The organism is Qipengyuania vulgaris, from assembly GCF_009827325.1.
GTDB lineage: Bacteria > Pseudomonadota > Alphaproteobacteria > Sphingomonadales > Sphingomonadaceae > Qipengyuania > Qipengyuania vulgaris.
Map to the genome: position 1 here is coordinate 209724 of NZ_WTYC01000005.1, position 17283 is coordinate 227006.

13 protein-coding genes and 1 pseudogene are annotated in these 17283 nt (G+C 61.5%); 3 read left to right on the forward strand and 11 right to left on the reverse strand.

The annotated features are described in order from the left end of the window. Positions 1-26: 26 nt before the first annotated feature. The 5 genes and pseudogenes from GRI69_RS11290 to GRI69_RS16420 all read right to left on the reverse strand — a co-directional run. On the reverse strand, positions 27-731 hold the full coding sequence (locus GRI69_RS11290; protein WP_237453066.1) for an EF-hand domain-containing protein: 705 nt from the start codon (positions 729-731) through the stop codon (positions 27-29). Positions 732-910: 179 nt separating this feature from the next. Further along, the gene (locus GRI69_RS11295; RefSeq protein ID WP_160728380.1) at positions 911-1309 is read right to left on the reverse strand and encodes a cupin domain-containing protein; all 399 of its coding nucleotides are present in this window, start codon (positions 1307-1309) and stop codon (positions 911-913) included. Beyond that, positions 1309-1704, reverse strand: coding sequence for a VOC family protein (locus tag GRI69_RS11300; protein WP_160728381.1), 396 nt, complete (start codon positions 1702-1704; stop codon positions 1309-1311). The genes GRI69_RS11295 and GRI69_RS11300 overlap by 1 nt, the downstream gene beginning before the upstream one ends. 60 nt (positions 1705-1764) lie before the next feature. Further along, positions 1765-2676: a M24B family metallopeptidase gene (locus GRI69_RS16415; RefSeq protein ID WP_419957071.1), complete on the reverse strand. Its 912-nt coding sequence runs from the start codon at positions 2674-2676 to the stop codon at positions 1765-1767. Beyond that, positions 2659-3570, reverse strand: a pseudogene (locus GRI69_RS16420) (aminopeptidase P family N-terminal domain-containing protein); the annotation flags it as partial. The gene GRI69_RS16415 and the pseudogene GRI69_RS16420, both read right to left, overlap by 18 nt. A gap of 144 nt (positions 3571-3714) precedes the next feature. Here GRI69_RS16420 and GRI69_RS11310 point away from each other — a divergent pair. Further along, positions 3715-5865: a S9 family peptidase gene (locus GRI69_RS11310; RefSeq protein WP_337191069.1), complete on the forward strand. Its 2151-nt coding sequence runs from the start codon at positions 3715-3717 to the stop codon at positions 5863-5865. Beyond that, on the forward strand, positions 5862-6257 hold the full coding sequence (locus tag GRI69_RS11315; RefSeq protein ID WP_160728383.1) for an acyl-CoA thioesterase: 396 nt from the start codon (positions 5862-5864) through the stop codon (positions 6255-6257). The genes GRI69_RS11310 and GRI69_RS11315 overlap by 4 nt, the downstream gene beginning before the upstream one ends. 3 nt (positions 6258-6260) lie before the next feature. On the opposite strand, the gene GRI69_RS11320 is transcribed toward GRI69_RS11315, so the two are convergent. From GRI69_RS11320 to GRI69_RS11340, 5 genes are all read right to left on the reverse strand, one after another. Further along, positions 6261-7991, reverse strand: coding sequence for a GGDEF domain-containing protein (locus tag GRI69_RS11320; protein WP_237453067.1), 1731 nt, complete (start codon positions 7989-7991; stop codon positions 6261-6263). 82 nt (positions 7992-8073) lie between these two features. Next, positions 8074-9198, reverse strand: a complete 1125-nt coding sequence (ald, locus tag GRI69_RS11325; protein ID WP_160728385.1) for an alanine dehydrogenase — start codon at positions 9196-9198, stop codon at positions 8074-8076. Positions 9199-9277: 79 nt separating this feature from the next. Next, positions 9278-10828 carry a DUF389 domain-containing protein gene (locus GRI69_RS11330; protein ID WP_160728386.1) on the reverse strand — a complete coding sequence of 517 codons (1551 nt, stop codon included), beginning with the start codon at positions 10826-10828 and terminating at the stop codon, positions 9278-9280. A gap of 9 nt (positions 10829-10837) precedes the next feature. After that, positions 10838-13177, reverse strand: coding sequence for an FtsK/SpoIIIE family DNA translocase (locus tag GRI69_RS11335; protein ID WP_160728387.1), 2340 nt, complete (start codon positions 13175-13177; stop codon positions 10838-10840). 56 nt (positions 13178-13233) lie between these two features. Beyond that, on the reverse strand, positions 13234-13800 hold the full coding sequence (locus tag GRI69_RS11340; RefSeq protein WP_337191070.1) for a thiamine phosphate synthase: 567 nt from the start codon (positions 13798-13800) through the stop codon (positions 13234-13236). Between GRI69_RS11340 and GRI69_RS11345 the strand changes: the two genes are divergently transcribed. Then, complete coding sequence (locus tag GRI69_RS11345; protein ID WP_160728388.1) at positions 13784-14449, forward strand: YggS family pyridoxal phosphate-dependent enzyme; 666 nt, start codon at positions 13784-13786, stop codon at positions 14447-14449. The two genes, GRI69_RS11340 and GRI69_RS11345, sit on opposite strands and share 17 nt — an antisense overlap. 58 nt (positions 14450-14507) lie before the next feature. Here the strand turns inward: GRI69_RS11345 and GRI69_RS11350 are convergent, their stop codons facing one another. Continuing rightward, positions 14508-17270, reverse strand: a complete 2763-nt coding sequence (locus GRI69_RS11350) for a TonB-dependent receptor (protein ID WP_160728389.1) — start codon at positions 17268-17270, stop codon at positions 14508-14510. Positions 17271-17283: the final 13 nt, after the last annotated feature.

Below are 17283 nucleotides of genomic sequence, written 5' to 3' on the forward strand. Positions count from 1 at the left end.
TGTGGTTCGCGAGATGCGCAAGCGCCTTACTGGGCGGCTTCGCGCTTTGCCTTCCATTCGGCGCGCATCGCCTGATGGGCGGTTTGCCGCTCGGCGGCGGTAATCGTCCCGTCTCCATTCGTGTCGACCTTGGCGAAATGGGCAGCCTGAGCGGCGTCGAATTCAGCCCGCGTGATCGACTTGTCGCCATCGGCATCTGCCATGCGAAGCATCATCATGCCGCCGCCGCGACGAGCGCCGCGCATGCCGTGGTGGCCGCGCTTGCCGCCGCGCCGCGATTCGGCATCGCTGCCACGATTACCGCGGGCCTCGTGGTTGGCCTGCATTTCTTCTTGGGTGAGGCCACCAGAGGTATCGGCATCCATGGCGGCGAAGCGTTCTGCCATGCGCTCGGCGCGGCGTTCGGCGCGCGCTTCAAGGCGTTCGCTGCGGCGCTCCATGCGCGCATCGCGCCGTGCTTCCATTTCGGCCTGCGAAAGTTCGCCGTCGCCATTCGTATCGGCCTTGGCGAACATTTCACTGCGGCGAGCGGCGCGGTCTTCGGCGTTGATCACGCCGTCGCCATTGGCGTCCATTCTGGCGAACATCTGAGCGCCATGACTGGCCATTTCGGCGCGGGTGACATTGCCGTCGCCATCGGTATCGACCTTGCCCATCGGGCCCTGCGCCAAAGCGGCGGTTCCGGCCAATGCCAGTGCGGCGGCGGAAAATCCAAGTGCAGTCTTTTTCATCATTCTCTCCAAACTGGGAGAGCTGCGACGGTGTGTCGGGAAGAGGGGGAGAAACAGGAGGGCCCGCCGCAGCTCGTGCATTCCTTCTAGAGAGGGATTGTCGCAGCTTTATCCCGAAGACAGGCTGAATTGTAACGAAGTGTCGCGTTCAGCTGGCCATGTTCATCGCCGTGAAACCCTCAGCGCGGGCGGTGCAGCGTTCCTTCGCCCGCAGTCACGAAGATCGCAGTGGCTCGCCCCGCAACGTCGGCAATGTGCCAGACGCCGGGCGGGTTGATCACATATTCGCCCGCGCCAAGCGTCACGCTCTCGCGGTGTCCGTCGGGAAATTCCTGGTGCAAAACCATCTCGCCTTCGGTGCAGATAACCAGCTCGTCGCCGACGGGATGCATTTCCCAACTCGGCCAGCCCTCCTCAAACGTGTGCTCGCTCACCAGCCGCCCCTCCCGGCCATCGGCCCGGTGCCGCACGCCATAGGCCTCGTACCACTCCATCCCGTCGAAGGGCGGCTGGGGCACGGCGGTGGCGCCGAGACCCAGATGGACGAAGCTGTCGGCGAGACGGCGCGGGCCGGCCATCAGGCAACCTTGTCCATCAGGAAGGCATTGAGCTTGTTGCCGTCCGGATCGCGGAAATAGGCGGCGTAGAACAGCATGCCGTTCTCGTCCGGCTCCCCGCGCGGGCCCGGCTCGCCTTCGTCACTGCCGCCGTTGGCCAGCGCGATGTCGTAAAGACGCTGGACCTGGTCACGGTCCTTCGCCTCCAGCGCTACCATGGTGCCGTTTCCGACGCTCGCCTTCTCGCCGTCAAACGGCACGGTCGCAGCGATCCCTGCGCCGCCATCCCATTTGCCCCAGGCAATGAAGGTCTCGAAATCCATCATCCGGCCAACCCCGAGTTCTGCCGCAACGGCATCGTAGAACTTCGCTGCTCTTTCGAGGTCGTTGGTACCGACCGTAACGTAACCGATCATGCGTTTGCTCCTTCGATAACGACTCGCGACCGGCAGAACATTACGTGAACAATGCGGTCCCTACAAGGGCTTGCATTCACGTTCGAGCCACGCGAGATCCTCGCCCTCGAGCTGCGGCGCCAGAATCTCGCGCGTCTTCGCGTGATAATCGTTCCACCATGCTATTTCGCGATCGGTCATCATCGATTTGTCAACCAGCCGGCGATCGAGCGGGACATGGGTCAGCGTCTCGAAAGTCAGGTATTTGCCTTCGCTGCCATCTATCTTCGCATCGACGACTAGCACGAGGTTTTCGATCCGGATGCCGAATTCGCCCGCCTTGTAATAACCCGGCTCGTTGGAAAGGATCATGCCCTCCTGCAAGGGGGTCTCGGTCCCGGGGAATGCACCGCCCGGCTTGGAGATCCGCTGCGGGCCTTCGTGGACGGAGAGATAGCTGCCCACACCGTGGCCGGTGCCATGGCCGTAATCGACCCCGGCCTGCCACAGGTGCATGCGCGCAAGAGCATCCAGCGCGCCGCCCGAAGTCCTGTCGGGAAAGCGTGCAAGATCAAGCTCGATATGGCCCTTGAGGACGCGGGTATTGCGGTCGATCATCTCTGCGGTGGGCTCACCCGGACCGACCCACACGGTGCGGGTGATGTCGGTCGTCCCGTCGGGATACTGGCCGCCCGAATCGCACAGATAGATGCTCGACGGCGGGATCTTGATATTGCTGTCTTCGTCCACCTTGTAGTGCGGCAGCGCGGCATGGCCGGCTGCGGCGCTGATCGTGTCGAAACTGGTATCCTTCAGATCCGGGCTCAGGCCGCGGAATTCGCGCAGCTTGGCCGCCGCGGTGAGTTCGTCCACCTCGCCCGAGGGGGCGTTTTCTGCAATCCAGCGCAAATATTTCACGACCGCCGCACCGTCGCGTGCCTGCGCGTCGCGGTGGCCCTGCTGTTCGGCGGAATTCTTAATCGCCTTGGGCAGGACTGCGGGATCGGCATCGCGTACCACTTTGGCTCCGCCCTGTTCGAGCGCTTGGAAAATGCCCGCCACGGCGTGATTGGGATCGGCCGCGACGGTCTTGCCCTCGAGCCCCGCAAGGGCAGGCTGGAAATCGGCCCGGTCCCGCACTCTGACGGCATTGCCAAGGTGCTTGGTCAGCTCGGGCGTGACCTTTTCAGGGGCTATGAACAGCTCCGCCGTGCCATCGGCATGGGCGAGCACATAGGACAACGCGACCGGGGTGTTGTCGACATCCGCACCGCGCATGTTGAGCACCCAGGCGACCGAATCGAGCGCGGTGATGACCGTGGCGTCATACCCTTCCTGCTTGAGCCAGTCGGCGATCTCCGCGCGCTTGTCGGCGCTGGAACGACCTGCAAACGTGTCGTCATGGGGCACGGCCGCTTCGAGCGAAGGTTGCGGACGGTCGGCCCAGACCGCGTCGATCGGATTGCCGTCGACCGGCACCAGTTCGATACCCTTCTTAGCGAAAAGCTTCTGCGCATTTTCGACCCATTCGACCCCGTGGAGCCAAGCATCATAGCCGATTTTCGCCCCCTTCGGTGCGTGTGCGACGATCCATTTGGCGGGCGAAGTCGCGGGCACGTCCTCGTAATCGTAAAGCTTGCCATCGACCTGCTCGCGCACCTGGACGGTGTAACGTCCATCGGTGAACATGGCCGCCCTGTCCTTCAGGACGGCGGCGCTGCCCGCGCTACCGCCGAAGCCGGTCAGCCAGTGGAGACGCTGGGCATAGGATCCGACATATTCGCTCATATGCTCGTCGGAGATCGGAATTACGAAGCCATGAAGGCCGCACTTGTCGAGTTCGGTGCGCAGCGCATCGAGGCGGGCTTCATGTGTCTGCATCAGCATTACGGAAAATCCTTTCGTCGGGGCCGCTCGGCTTTTGGGCGAAGCGGCGCTTGCCGCGGCTCGGTGCCGCGCATAATCACCCCCTATCAATAGGGAATTGCGGCCACTCTTTCCACCTTTGCGCCGCAAGAGGAGGGACCATCCGTGACTTTCATTCGACTGGCTGCGTGCCTATCTGCCGCAACGCTGGCATTCGCCGCGCCCGCATCTGCCCAGAATACCGAAGGGAACTCCGTGACCTCACCCACCTCTCCGCCCACTGCCGAGAAGCGCGATCACAGCTACACGCACCACGGGATAACCATCTCCGATCCCTATCACTGGCTGAAAGACCAGAGCTACCCTACGATCGACGACGAGGACATTATCGATCATCTGAAGGCTGAAAACGCCTGGTTCGAAACGCGCATGGCGCCGCAACAGGCGCTGGTCGACGGACTGTACGAAGAAATGAAGGCGCGGGTGAAGGAGGACGATTCCACGGTTCCACAGCGCCGCGGCGAATATCTCTACTGGTCGGAATTCGAGGAAGGCAAGGAGTACCGCAAATACTATCGCCGCCCGGTAGCCGGCGGTGATGCGCAGCTGATCCTCGACGAGAACGAACTTGCCGAAGGAAATGAATATTTCCGACTGGGGGCATTCTCCGTCTCGGACAACGGCCGCTACCTCGCCTACTCTTCCGACAACACCGGTTCGGAACGCTTCACCGCGCGGATCAAGGACCTAGAGACAGGCGAACTGCTGCCGGACGAAATCCCGGGAACGCTGACGGGCCTGACCTGGGTGATGGACGACAAGGCTATCGTCTACGGCCTCGCCAACGAGCAATGGCGCGTCCACGATGCGACGATACACGTGCTTGGGACACCCGTCGCCGAGGATGTCGAGCTCTACCGCGAAACACAGAACGACGGCTTCCGCGTGGACGCCGGGCTCTCCGCGCAGGAAGACTGGCTGATCATTTCGGCGGGCGATAACGAGACCAGCGAAATCCGCCTGGTGCGGGCCGACGATCCGACCGGCGAACAGATCCTGATCTCGCCGCGCCAGACGGGCCGCGAATACGATGTGGATGTGCGCGACGGCAAGATCTACGTCCACACCAACGACGAACATGTGAACTTCCGCCTCGCCACGGCCAGTCTCGACAACCCCGGAGACTGGACCACGCTGATCGCGGGTTCGGACGAATTCTATCTCGACGGGTTCGAACTGTTCAAGGAATTCTACGTCACCGAAGGGCGCCTGCGCGGTCTCGACCAGATCCAGCTTCGCAGCTACGACGATCCCAACCTCGTCAAACCGGTCGCCTTCACCGAAGCGAGCTTTTCGACCGGCTTATCCAACAATCCGGAATACGATCAGGACAGGCTGCGCCTGTCCTATGCAAGCATGGTCACGCCGGATTCGGTTTACGATTATCATGTGGAGACCGGCGAACTCGAACTGCTGAAGCAGCAGGAAATTCCCAGCGGTTACGACGCCGATCTCTACGAAGTCGAGCGGATCGAGATTGCCGCACGTGACGGGACGATGGTCCCCGTATCGATCGTCAGCCGGAAGGACCGCGAACGGGGCGGGCCGCTGCATCTCTATGCCTATGGTGCTTACGGTTTCGCCTATCCTCCCAGCTTTTCGACCACGCGCCTGAGCCTGGTTGATCGTGGCTATGCCTTCGCCATCGCCCATATCCGCGGCGGCGACGATCTTGGCCGCAACTGGTATCTGCAGGGCAAGCTCAACGAACGGACCAACACTTTCAACGATTTCGTCGATGTGGCGAAGGGGCTGATCGCCAAGGGGTACACGCAGCAGGGCAGGATCAGCGCAAGCGGCGGTTCTGCAGGCGGCGAGTTGATGGGCGTAGTGGTAAACACCAATCCCGAGCTTTGGGGCGCGGTCGTGGCGCATGTTCCCTTCGTCGACGTGCTCAGCACGATGCTCGACAAGGACCTGCCGCTAACGCCAGGTGAATGGCCTGAGTGGGGCAATCCGATCGAGAGCAAGCAGGCCTTCGCCTATATCCTGAGCTATTCGCCCTACGATCAGGTGGTTGCACAGGACTATCCGCCGCTGCTCGTGACCGCCGGCCTCAACGATCCGCGCGTGACCTATTGGGAGCCCGCCAAATGGGTTGCCAAGCTGCGCGAATTCAAGACCGACGACAACGAACTGCTGCTCAAGACGAACATGGGTGCAGGGCATGGCGGCAAATCGGGACGTTTCGCCTCGATCTACGAGGTCGCCGAGGAATACGCCTTCCTCCTGTGGCAGATGGGCGAAACGGGTTGAGCGCGAAATACCAGCAAAGGTTTACGGCGAAGCCCGAGCACATCGACGAACTCGGGCACGTCAACAATACGGTATGGGTCCGCTGGATCCAGGATATCGCCGTAGCGCATTGGGACAACACGGCCCGGGCCGAAGACAGCGAGCGATACTTCTGGGTCGTGACCCGGCACGAGATCGACTACCGAGGGAATGTGTCAGAAGGCGAGAGCGTTACCGGCGAAACCTGGATCGAGGGCGGGCCGCGCGGGGCCACTTCGATCCGCCGTGTCGACTTCCGCAACGAGGCAGGGAAGGTGATCGTTTCTGCCGCGACGACCTGGGCCATGCTGGATCGCACCACGCAGCGTTTGGTGAGGGTTCGGCCGGAAATACTCGAGCCGTTCCGCGCGTAACGATTACGCGGCTACCGAACGCGGGCTTGCAGGGTTTGGCTCGAGATCTTCCAGCTTCTCCGAAAAGGTCCTGTTACGCCCCGCACATTTCGCTGCGTAGAGCAGACGGTCGCCATGCGCGTACAAGTTCTCGAAACTGGCTTCGGGCAAGGTCGCGATTGCAGCGAAATCCAGATAGCCCATGCTGGCCGTGACCGGGAACTGAACTTCATCCACCTCGGCCATGATCCGCGCGGTAACTGCCTTGCGCCGGCCTTCGGCCTTTTGCGCTGCGTCTTTTCCGCGCAAGAGCAGGAGGAATTCCTCGCCCCCGATCCGGAAGGCGATCATATCCTCTTCGTCGCCCGGGCTGAGCGCCCATGCTGCGCTGCGGATGACGCGGTCGCCTACGGGGTGGCCATAGAGGTCGTTGATCGATTTGAACTGGTCCAGATCTACCACCGCCATAGCATGGAAGCCCTGTCGGACAAGGAGGGGATAGCGCGCTTCCAGCGCCCGGCGGTTGAGCAACCCGGTGAGCTCGTCCAGCTCGCTGAGGACTTCGAGATCGCGCGCTGCATTAAGGGCCTTGTCGCGTTCGCGGCGCAGGGTCATGAAGCGCTGGGCAACAGCCAATGCGGTGGCGACCACTTCGAACAGCAGGGCAAAGTTCTGCGGCCAGGTCTCATCAAAATCGATGCGCAGCGAAGGCACATAGACACTTGTCAGCTGGAAAAGCACGATCGAGGCAAGCGGCGCAAACCCGAAGATCAAGTAGGGCGCCATTTTGCTTCCGCCCCTCTGCGCTTGCCCCAGAACGGTGAAATAAGCCGTCAGGATTATCAGCAAGGCGCCAAAGTAGACATGATCGAGCCAGAGGCCGAAGGCGGCCGGAAATAGCGTCGTCGCCAGTCCGTTGACCAGCGTCAACGCGGTTATTCCGAACAGGATTTGCCGGTGTCTGCGGGTCAGATACCGGGGTTCGATGAAATTCAGGGCGAACAGGATAGTCGCGATCACTAGCATGTCGAGGCTGAGATAGGTGATGATCAGTTCAGCTTCGTAGGTCAGGCCCGACACCAGTGGGAGCAGCCCCGATACCGCCGCTGTCTGGAGCGAAGCCATGACGCAGAAGAGGGCATGAAACAGCGGGAAGCTCTCGCGTAGCGCCCTGAAGAACACGAAGTCGAAGATCATCGGGGCGAGGAGCAACCCGCACAAGAGCGCCGCGAAGAGGTGAATCACGCCAGCCGTGGACCGTACCGAAGGTTCGGTGACCAGCTCGCCCTGCACCAATGCCTCGGGCCAGTATCCATCGTCGAGCACCATGACCATGGCTTCGGTTGGCTCGTCCAGCCTGGGGAGCTCGACGATCGATTTGAGGCTCGAGGTTCCGAGCTGGGTGTCCTTGAAACCGTAAACCCGCGTCGCATGACCGCCCTCTCTGCCCAGCGCGGTGATGGTCAGCTTCCCGAATGGGTGACGGTCGAATTCGATGAAGCGCGGCGGCTCCCCCGCCCAGCGCCCGTCTTCGAAATCGAACCGAATGAAATGCCGTTCCGCCTCCCAATCGAACTCCGCGCCTTTGCAGCTCCAGCCGGCAGCATCGACTGCCCGCACTTCCACACCAACCGACTTCTTGTCCGAGGTGTGACAAATGGATCCGGCAGGGAATGCCTCGCGCGCGGAAAGCGGCGCAGGCGCAAGCGCCTGCATCGCCAGATAGGCGAAAATTAGCGCATGCACCGCGTGCATAGCTGTTTTCTTGAGCACCCCGCCCATCAGCGCGGTATACTCGCGGGCGCTTAAAAGGAAGTTACCAGAACGGGGCCGGGCATTAACCCTGGTTCGTCAGGACTTCCGCAACGGGGCGGTACTCATAGCCCAGCTCGCGGGCGACCGCTTCGTAGGTCACCTCGCCGGCATGCACGTTGAGCCCTTCCGCAAGGTACGGGTCGTTGGCCATCGCCTTCTTCCAGCCCATGCGCGCAATGCGCAGGGCGTGCGGCAGGGTGACGTTGTTGAGCGCATATGTACTGGTGCGCGCGACCGCGCCCGGCATGTTGGCAACGCAGTAATGCACGACATCGTCGATCACATAGGTCGGGTCGGCGTGCGTGGTCGGCTTCGAAGTCTCGAAGCAGCCGCCCTGATCGATGGCGACATCGACAAGCACTGCGCCCTTCTGCATGTCCTTAAGCATCTCACGCGTGACGAGCTTGGGGGCGGCTGCACCCGGGATCAGCACGGCACCGATGACAAGGTCCGCACCGCAAACCGCATCGTAAAGGTTCGCCTGGTTGGAAAAGCGAGTTGCGGCGCGGGCTTCGAAATGGGTGCCGACCTTTTCGAGCACATCGGGGTCGCGGTCGAGGATCGTGACGTCCGCACCAAGCCCGGCTGCCATCTGCGCGGCATTGAAACCGACCACACCGCCGCCGATCACCACCACCTTCCCCGGCATCACGCCAGGCACGCCGCCAAGCAACACCCCGCGCCCGCCATGCGCCTTTTCAAGCGCAGTCGCGCCCGCCTGGACGCTCATGCGTCCGGCAACCTGGCTCATGGGCTTGAGCAGCGGAAGCTGGCCGCGCGGACCGGTCACGGTCTCATAGGCAATGGCCGTGACGCCGCTTTCAACGAGGTCTTTCGTCTGCGGGGCGTCGGGTGCCAGGTGGAGGTAGGTGTAGAGAATCTGGCCTTCGCGCAGCTTCTTGCGCTCGGCTTCCTGCGGTTCCTTCACCTTCACGATCATCTCGCATTCGGCAAAGATTTCATCGGGTGTATCGACGATCTTCGCGCCCGCTTCGACATACTGCTGATCGGTTGCGTCGATACCGCTTCCGGCCTGGGTCTGGATCCAGACCTCGTTCCCCTGGACGATCAGTTCCTTCGCGCTTTCCGGCGTGAGGCCGACGCGATATTCGTGGTTCTTGATTTCCTTGGGACAACCGATGCGCATGGGGACAAACTCCTTCTCTGCGCCGGGCCGTTACAAGTGATACCATCCCCCTGCAAGCGCAGCACAACCGCTCGCAAGCTTATTGCGGCAGGGCAGCCCATTCGATTTCGATACTATCGCCTTGCCCAGTTTCGACTTGCGAAATCTCGATTCCCGCGGCGGTCAGCCTGCTCGCGAGAGCATCGGTCTCCTCCTCCGGCCCGCGCAGGATCAGCGGCAGGCCGATTCGCCGAGCAGCCCAGGTGACCGTTCCTTCGGAAAGCGCGCCCTGTTCGGTGGGTCCATCCTCCCCCAAAGCAATGCCGGGAAGCGCCTGCGGGGGAGGCCGCAGGTAGACCGTCCACCCGGGTGTCTTGTCGGCAACGCGGCGCTCGAGCTGGCGATATCCAGCTAGCGACAGGCCGGGCAAAGGCCTAGCCGAGGCTGAAATCCTGCGTGTTTCGCGGTCGAGGAGGACATCTGCGCGTTCGACGCCAGCTGCCATCGCCATGCGTTCGATCATGCCGGCGATCTGCCGTTCGGTGGCGGCGGCCTGTTCTGCCGCACGTGCGCGGGCGAGTTCGGCCTGCTCCGCAGCGCCGGGGTCGGTGCCCACGCGGAACTGCTCGATACTCACCTTGATATTCTCTCCGAGACGCTGGCGCAAAAGCCGGTCGATATCCGCATTTGCGTCGGTATCGAATTCGGGAGTCAGGACTGTCGCCGTGATGTTCAGCGGGTCGCTATCCCAGTCAATCGCCTGCTCGCTGATCCGCGCGCGATCCCCAAATTCGGCCTGTATTGTATTCGTGACGATGCGCTGCGCGTTGGCCTCCCACGCGATCTGCCGGAGCGACAAGCCCAGCGGGATGGCGAGGGCGACGAAGATCGAAAAGATCCCGAAGTTCTGGAACCAGCCTTGCCGGCTGGAAAGGGTAGTTCGAAAACCGTAAAGCCTCGCCATCATCGTGGCGGTGAGCGCAATGACGAGGAAGTTGGTGAAAAAGAGCCCCAGCGCGCCGAAGAAGACCGTCCAATTCAAGGTGGCAAGGCCGAAACCCACTACGGCAAGCGGCGGCATCAGGGCTGTGGCGATGGCGACGCCGACAATCGTTCCTTCGCGTCCGCGGATCATCGCGTAGGAACCGGCGATCGAAGAGAACAAGGCTACCAGAAGATCGAACAGGTTGGGCCGCGTCCGGGCGGCGATCTCTTCGGTTACGGTCTGCAAGGGTGAGACCACCACGATCAGCGCTGCAAAGAGCACCGAGGCAAGGCTTCCGATTGCCAGCGACCTAGCGCTGATTTTCAGCCATTTCTGTTTGCCGGTGGCAAGTGCAAACCCAACGCCGAGAATCGGGCTCATCAACGGCGAGAGGAGCATGGCGCCGATCACGACCGCAGGCGAGGACAGCAGCAATCCGAGGATCGCAATCCCCGCCGACATCATCACCATCAGGATATAGCGTGCGGTCGTCGGGCATTCGGTGGCGATCTTGGCGACCACGTCCTGATGGTCCACCTCCGACCGAACGTTGTCGCGCCAATACTGGCGCAGGGGCGCCATCGCGCGTCCAATCGGGGAAAATACCCAGCGCGCAGCACGCTCGGCCTCTTCATCGGCGGACGGAGTTGCAGATTTGGTATTCATGGGCGCGCTTTAGATCGGGGTTCCGTCCTGGTCGCGGAATATCTCGCGGCGACCGACGTGATTGGCAGGACCAACCAGACCTTCCTCTTCCATCCGCTCGATCCACTTGGCAGCGGTGTTGTATCCCACGCCCATCTGGCGCTGGAGCCAGGAACCGGACGCCTTCTGGTTTTCGATTACGATCTGGCAGGCCTGCCGGTACTTGCGCTCTTCCGGATTGTCGGACGCGGTGAACTCGTCCTCGAAATTGAAGCCGCCGTCTTCCGGTTCTTCGGTGACTGCATCGACGTAATCTGGCTTGCCCTGTTCGCGCCAGTGGTCGGCCACACGTTCCACCTCGTCATCCGCCACGAACGGCCCGTGCACGCGCACCACGGCGCCCGTGTTGGGCTTGTAGAGCATGTCGCCCTTGCCCAGCAGCTGCTCTGCACCCTGTTCGCCGAGGATGGTGCGACTGTCGATCCGGCTGGTGACTTTGAAACTGATACGGGTCGGAAGGTTCGCCTTGATGACGCCAGTAATGACATCGACCGAGGGACGCTGCGTCGCCATGATCAGGTGAATCCCGGCGGCGCGTGATTTCTGGGACAGGCGCTGGATCAGCACCTCGATCTCCTTGCCGACGGTGACCATGAGATCGGCAAGTTCGTCGACGATCAGGACGATCAACGGCAGCGGTTCGTAATCGAGCTGCTCTTCCTCGTAGAGCTCCTCGCCCGTTTCCGCATCGAAACCGGTCTGCACCCGGCGGCCGAGCGGCTTCCCCTTGGCAGCAGCGGTTTTCACCTTCTCGTTGAAGCCCGCAATGTTTCGCGAGTTGACGCTCGACATCATGCGGTAGCGCTTTTCCATCTCCTCGACCGCCCATTTGAGCGCACGGACCGACTTGGCGGGTTCGGTGACCACCGGGCTCAGGAGATGCGGGATGTCGTCATAGGTCTTGAGTTCGAGCACCTTGGGATCGATCAGGATCAGGCGGCACTCGTCCGGCGTGAAGCGGTACAATAGCGACAGCAGGATCGCGTTGAGGCCCACCGACTTACCTGAGCCCGTAGTACCGGCAACAAGCAAGTGCGGCATGGCGGCAAGATCGGCGATGATGGGCTCGCCCGCGATGTCCTTGCCGAGGATCATCGGCAGGATGCCCTTGTGATCGACGAACGCGCTGGACGTGGCCAGTTCCTTGTAGCTGACCATCTGCCGGTCGGCATTGGGCAGTTCGATGCCGATCACCGTCTTGCCCGGGATCGGGCTGACACGCGCGCTGATCGCGCTCATATTGCGGGCGATGTCTTCCGCCAGCCCGACCACCCGGCTGGCCTTGATGCCGGGCGCGGGCTCGAGTTCGTACATGGTCACGACCGGTCCTGCGCGCACGGCGGTAATCTCGCCCTTCACGTTGAAATCGTCGAGCACGTTTTCGAGCAGGCGCGCGTTTCGCTCCAGCGCGATCTTATCCAGTTTCGCCACCTTCTGCTCAGGCTGGTCGGCGAGCAATTCGTGACTCGGCAACTGGTAGTTGGCGAACATGTCGCGCTGGCTGGGTTTGGCCGTCTGGGAGGGGGCCGGCGCTGAAATGGGATCGGCGATCTCGGGCGCGCGGCGGACAGCAGCGACCGGCTCGGTCGTTTCCTCGTCACCGGTCTCGACCGGAGCGCGTTTTGCGCGCTTCTGCTTCTTGGATGCAAGGGGCACATCGATTTCGGAAAGCTGCGGGCGACGCTTGAGCATTCCGGGCAATGTGAAAAACTGTGCCCATTCGATGGCGAAGACCTTCGTCACCAGCGCCAGCGCGCCGCCCAAGGCGACAAGACCGATCCCGGCAATGATCCAGCCGGAAAATGCGCCGCCGAAACGCGTCGCGACAGCCTCGATTGCTCCGGCCCCGAGCAACCCGGCGGTGCCCCCGCCGCCCGCAGGGAAAATCCCGGGGCTATCCTGAAACAAAAGCGAGATGACCGTGCCGAGCAGCACCATTGCGAGCACAAGCAAGGCAAACGGAATCCACCACTTGCCGGGCGTTTCCTCCTCATCCGGATCTTCCACTCCGGTCCACAACCGGCGCGCGGAAATCCACAAGAGCGGGAGCAGCAGAAGCGCAGGGAGACCAAACCAGAAATAGGCCTGATCGGCGGCCCAGGCACCGCTTGCCCCCATCCAGTTGGAAATGTCGCTGCCCGAGGCAGCGGTCGAGGCGCTGGGGTCGGTCTGCGTATAGCTGAACAGTGCCAGAGCAAGGAACAGCAGGAGCGCGAACAGTACGCCTGCGCTCACCATATGCGTCGCACGGCGCAGGGAACGGCGAAAGGCCGCCCGCCAATCGGGTTTGGCGCCTGCGCGCGTTGCCATTACAATATTCCCTTCTGCCGTCTTACCTGCAGTATGAATCCTCGGCGAGTCCGAGGTCAAGCGCTCTTCGTCGAGGGGAGCCCGTCGATCGCCCCCCAACGCGGCCAATCGAGCTCTCTCGCCCGTTCGTGGGTCATGCCGCCAAGCGCGATGACTGGCACCGGAGAACGCTGCGCCAGGGCATGAAATCGCTCTATACCCAATGTCGGCGCCCCCGGATGCGAGGAGGTCGGAAACACCGGAGAGAGAAAGATAGCGTCGGCACCGCTTTCGGCAGCCGCCCGAATCTCGGCCTCGTCATGCGCTGTCGCGAGTTGCAATCCCGGACCAACGGGTCTGGTTTTTCCATAGGTGCCATCCGCGCCCCAATCCTGGTCGCCTGCAAGGATGACCAAGTGCCCCAATTCGCGAGCGAGCCTCGCCAATGCTTCGAAGCGTTCGCGCCGCGCCGTGGCATCAAGATGATAATGCCGGAAAACAAAGCCCGAACCGCGCGGCAAGCTGCGCAGCGCCGCCTCCAGCCGCGTGTCGTTTCGAGCATCGGATAACAGCCACAGCAAGGGAAGGGTCTGGCGCGAGATCATGCGCGCGCTATAGCGCGAGACGATGGAAAAGGCAGACACTCCGCTTCAATCGGTCCTTCATTCGGTCCAGGCTAGCTGCAAGCGCGCGCGGCGCGATCCCGGCGAGGTCACTCTGGTGGCGGTAAGCAAGAGGCATCCGGCTTCCGCGATCGAGCCCCTGCTGATCGAAGGTCACCGCCATTTCGGCGAGAATCGCGTGCAGGAGGCGCAGGAAAAATGGCCTGCGCTTCGCGAAGAGCATCCGGGTGTCCGGTTGCACCTTGTTGGACAATTGCAATCGAACAAGGCGGAAGATGCAGCGGCGCTGTTCGACGTGATCCATTCGCTCGACCGGCCAAGCCTCGTGAAGGCCTTGGCCAAGGCGTTCGACAAGACCGGACGGCAAGTGCCCTGCTTCGTGCAGGTCGATGTCGGCGACGAACCGCAAAAGGGCGGCTGCCCGGTAAGTAAACTACCCGGCCTGCTGGCATCGGCGCGCGACGCCGAAATCCCGCTTGCCGGCCTGATGTGCCTGCCGCCCGCCGATCTCGAACCGGCACCCTTCTTCGCCCTCCTCGACAAGCTGGCGCGGGATCATGGCCTCGACGGTCGCAGCATGGGTATGAGCGGCGACTACGAAACCGCGATCATGCTCGGCGCGACGCATATCCGTGTCGGCACTGCCCTTTTCGGCGAGAGATCGTCCTGAGACAAAAAAGGGGCGCCCGAAAGCGCCCCTTTTCAAACTACCAAAGCGATGACCCGCGTCAGAATTCGCCCCGCAGGGTAATGCCGTAGGTGCGCGGTTCGGCGAGGAAGGCCGAATAGGTCTGCTGTTCAGCCACGAAGGGCGTGTTGAAGGCCACCTGCGTGTAATCCTTGTCGAACATGTTCTGCACCCAGCCCTCAATCGCAAACCGGTCCGCGATGTTGGTTAGACCGATGCGACCGTTCACGATTACGTAGCCATCCTGCTCCTTGCCGTAGAGCAGATCCGAACCAGTGTTGTAATCGCTCACGAGGCGGCTGTTGACGAACACCAGGCCACGCATGCCACTGTTTCCGATCGGTGGGGTCCAGGAAAGCGAACTCGTCACGGTTATCTCGGGCGCGTTCGACATGTTGTCGCCGGGAAGCAGCCGCAGCGCGGGGTCCAGCGGAGCACCGCTATCATTCCCGATAAGATCATTCTGGAAGCTGGTATCGGCATAAGTAAGGCCGACATTGATACCAAAATCCGACGCAGGATTAAGGGTGGCCTCGATCTCGACGCCCTGAGCGATTACACCAGGAACGACATTATCGGAACTGCACGCGCCGGTAGTGGCGCTTGAATCGCGGTCCGCACCGCCCAGGTCATCGCTGCAGGCATTGATATTCTGCACCAGGTAAACCGTACCATTGAAGGTATTGAGCTGGAAATTGCTGAACTCCTGACGGAATGCAGCAAGGCTGAGGCCGAATTCCCGGGTCGAGTATTTTGCACCGAGTTCGAAAGCATCGACGGTTTCTTCGTCGAATCGCAGGTTGCCGACATCGATATTGGTCACATCAAGCGCGACCGGCGGTGCCAAAGCAGAACGGTCCAAGTTGAACCCCCCTGCCTTGTAGCCGCGCGAATACGAGGCGTAGAGCAACAGATCATCGGTCGGCTTATAGCTAAGGACCGCAGTGCCGGTAAATTCATCCTCGTCCCGGCTGTCGGAAAGCGAAAGCCCGTCCAGTTCCGCAGTCGAATTGCCTTGGCACGAGAGGCCCAGGAGACCGCCGGCAAAGGCCTGTAGTGCGGGTACTCCAAGCAACGGAGTAAGCAGCGCGCGGTTGGTCGGGCACACGGTGTTGTCGTTCCCGAACGTGGCGTCGAAGTCCTTGGTTTCGCTTGTATAACGAAGCCCAAGTGTCAGATCCAACCGGTCAGTTATGTGGAAAATATTATGCGTAAAGACCGCAAAGCTCTCGCTCTGCTGGTTGTAGACATCGCCCGTCCCGCCCAGATCATTGAGGGTCGCAAGATTATTGATCCCTGCAACGATGGCCGGCGTCGCAGCACCGAACACCGCGCCGCTCTGGATTGCCCCAAAGGCAGCTGGGCTGAAGCAATTGGCCTGGGTTGTATCAGGCACGGTGATCCCCAGCGGTCCCAGGGAAGGCTGCAATGCATTGGCAAGGCGGCAATTGGCGAACGTGCCGTAATCGTTACCAAAGCGCAGATTGTCACGTGATTGCAGTTTCTCGTTGGCGTAGAAACCGCCGACGAGCCATTCGAGCCGATCATTGAAAGTCGAACCCGAGAGGCGGAGTTCCTGAGTGAAGGTCTCGAACTCGCGGGCCCCAGCATTGTCACCCGGTGCGCGATAGAGGATATCGACCTGGGTGTAATCCGTATCGGAAGCCTGGTTGTTGGAATATTCGCGGTAACCTGTGATCGAAGTCAGCGTAGTATTGCCAAAGTTCCAGTTCAACTCACCCGAGACGCCGAAATCTTCGGTTTCGCCGAAATACGAGCGGCCCGGAGTGACGTAAATGTCGCGGTTGAACGTTCCTCCGTTGAGCGCAGCAGGATTCTGACCCAGACCAAGCAGGATGGGAATGATCGGGTTGGAGGTGCTCGTCAGAGCCGGGGTCGCCGTTCCTGGATAATCGAACTTCGCTTCTGCGGATAGGGGAGGAATATCGTCGCTCAGCCGGGCGAGCGGGGCGAAGTCGGTCTGCACGAAGGTTGCCGCGCAGCAGGCTTCGTCCTTCTTGGAATAATCGCCGACAATACGGAAACTGATATCCTCACTGGGTTCGAACAGGACCTGTCCGCGCAGGAGATATCGATCGCGATTGTTCACATCTGTGTCGTTGACGACATCATTATAGAAACCGTCGCGCTGGAAGAAGACACCGTCGATACGTGCGGCAATCGTGTCGGACACGGGGCCGGTGACCCCAGCCTCCAAACGGAGCGCATCGTAGTTACCGTATGTGATCGAGCCATGCCCGCCGAAATTGAATTCGGGCGCCGCAGTGTAGATCGAAATCAGGCCAGCAGAAGAATTGCGTCCGCCCAGCGTACCCTGCGGACCGCGGAGGATTTCGATGCGGTCGAGGGGGCCAAGTTCGCTCAGAGCGTTACCCGAGCGCGAACGATAGACGCCGTCGACAAAAACCGCGACCGAGCTTTCAAGACCAGCATTGTCGCCAACAGTACCGATGCCGCGAATACGGGCGGATCCGTTTGCTTCGTTGCCGGTCGACGAGACGAGAAGCGATGGCGCTACCTGCGTCAATTCGCGAATATCGTTCGTGCCCGACCGCTGGAGTTGTTCGGAGGAAACTGCATTGATCGCGACCGGAACATCGGCCAGCACCTGCTCGCGGCCCTGTGCGGTCACGACGATCACGGGCGCCCCGTCATCTACGTCCGCATTGTCGATGATGTCGCCTTCTTCGGCGACTTCCTGTGCCATCGCCGCCTGAGGCAGCAAGGTGAAACCTGCGCCCAGAATAGCGAGCGTGCGCAACGAATGCTTAGTCTTCCTCATCGGGAAACCCTCT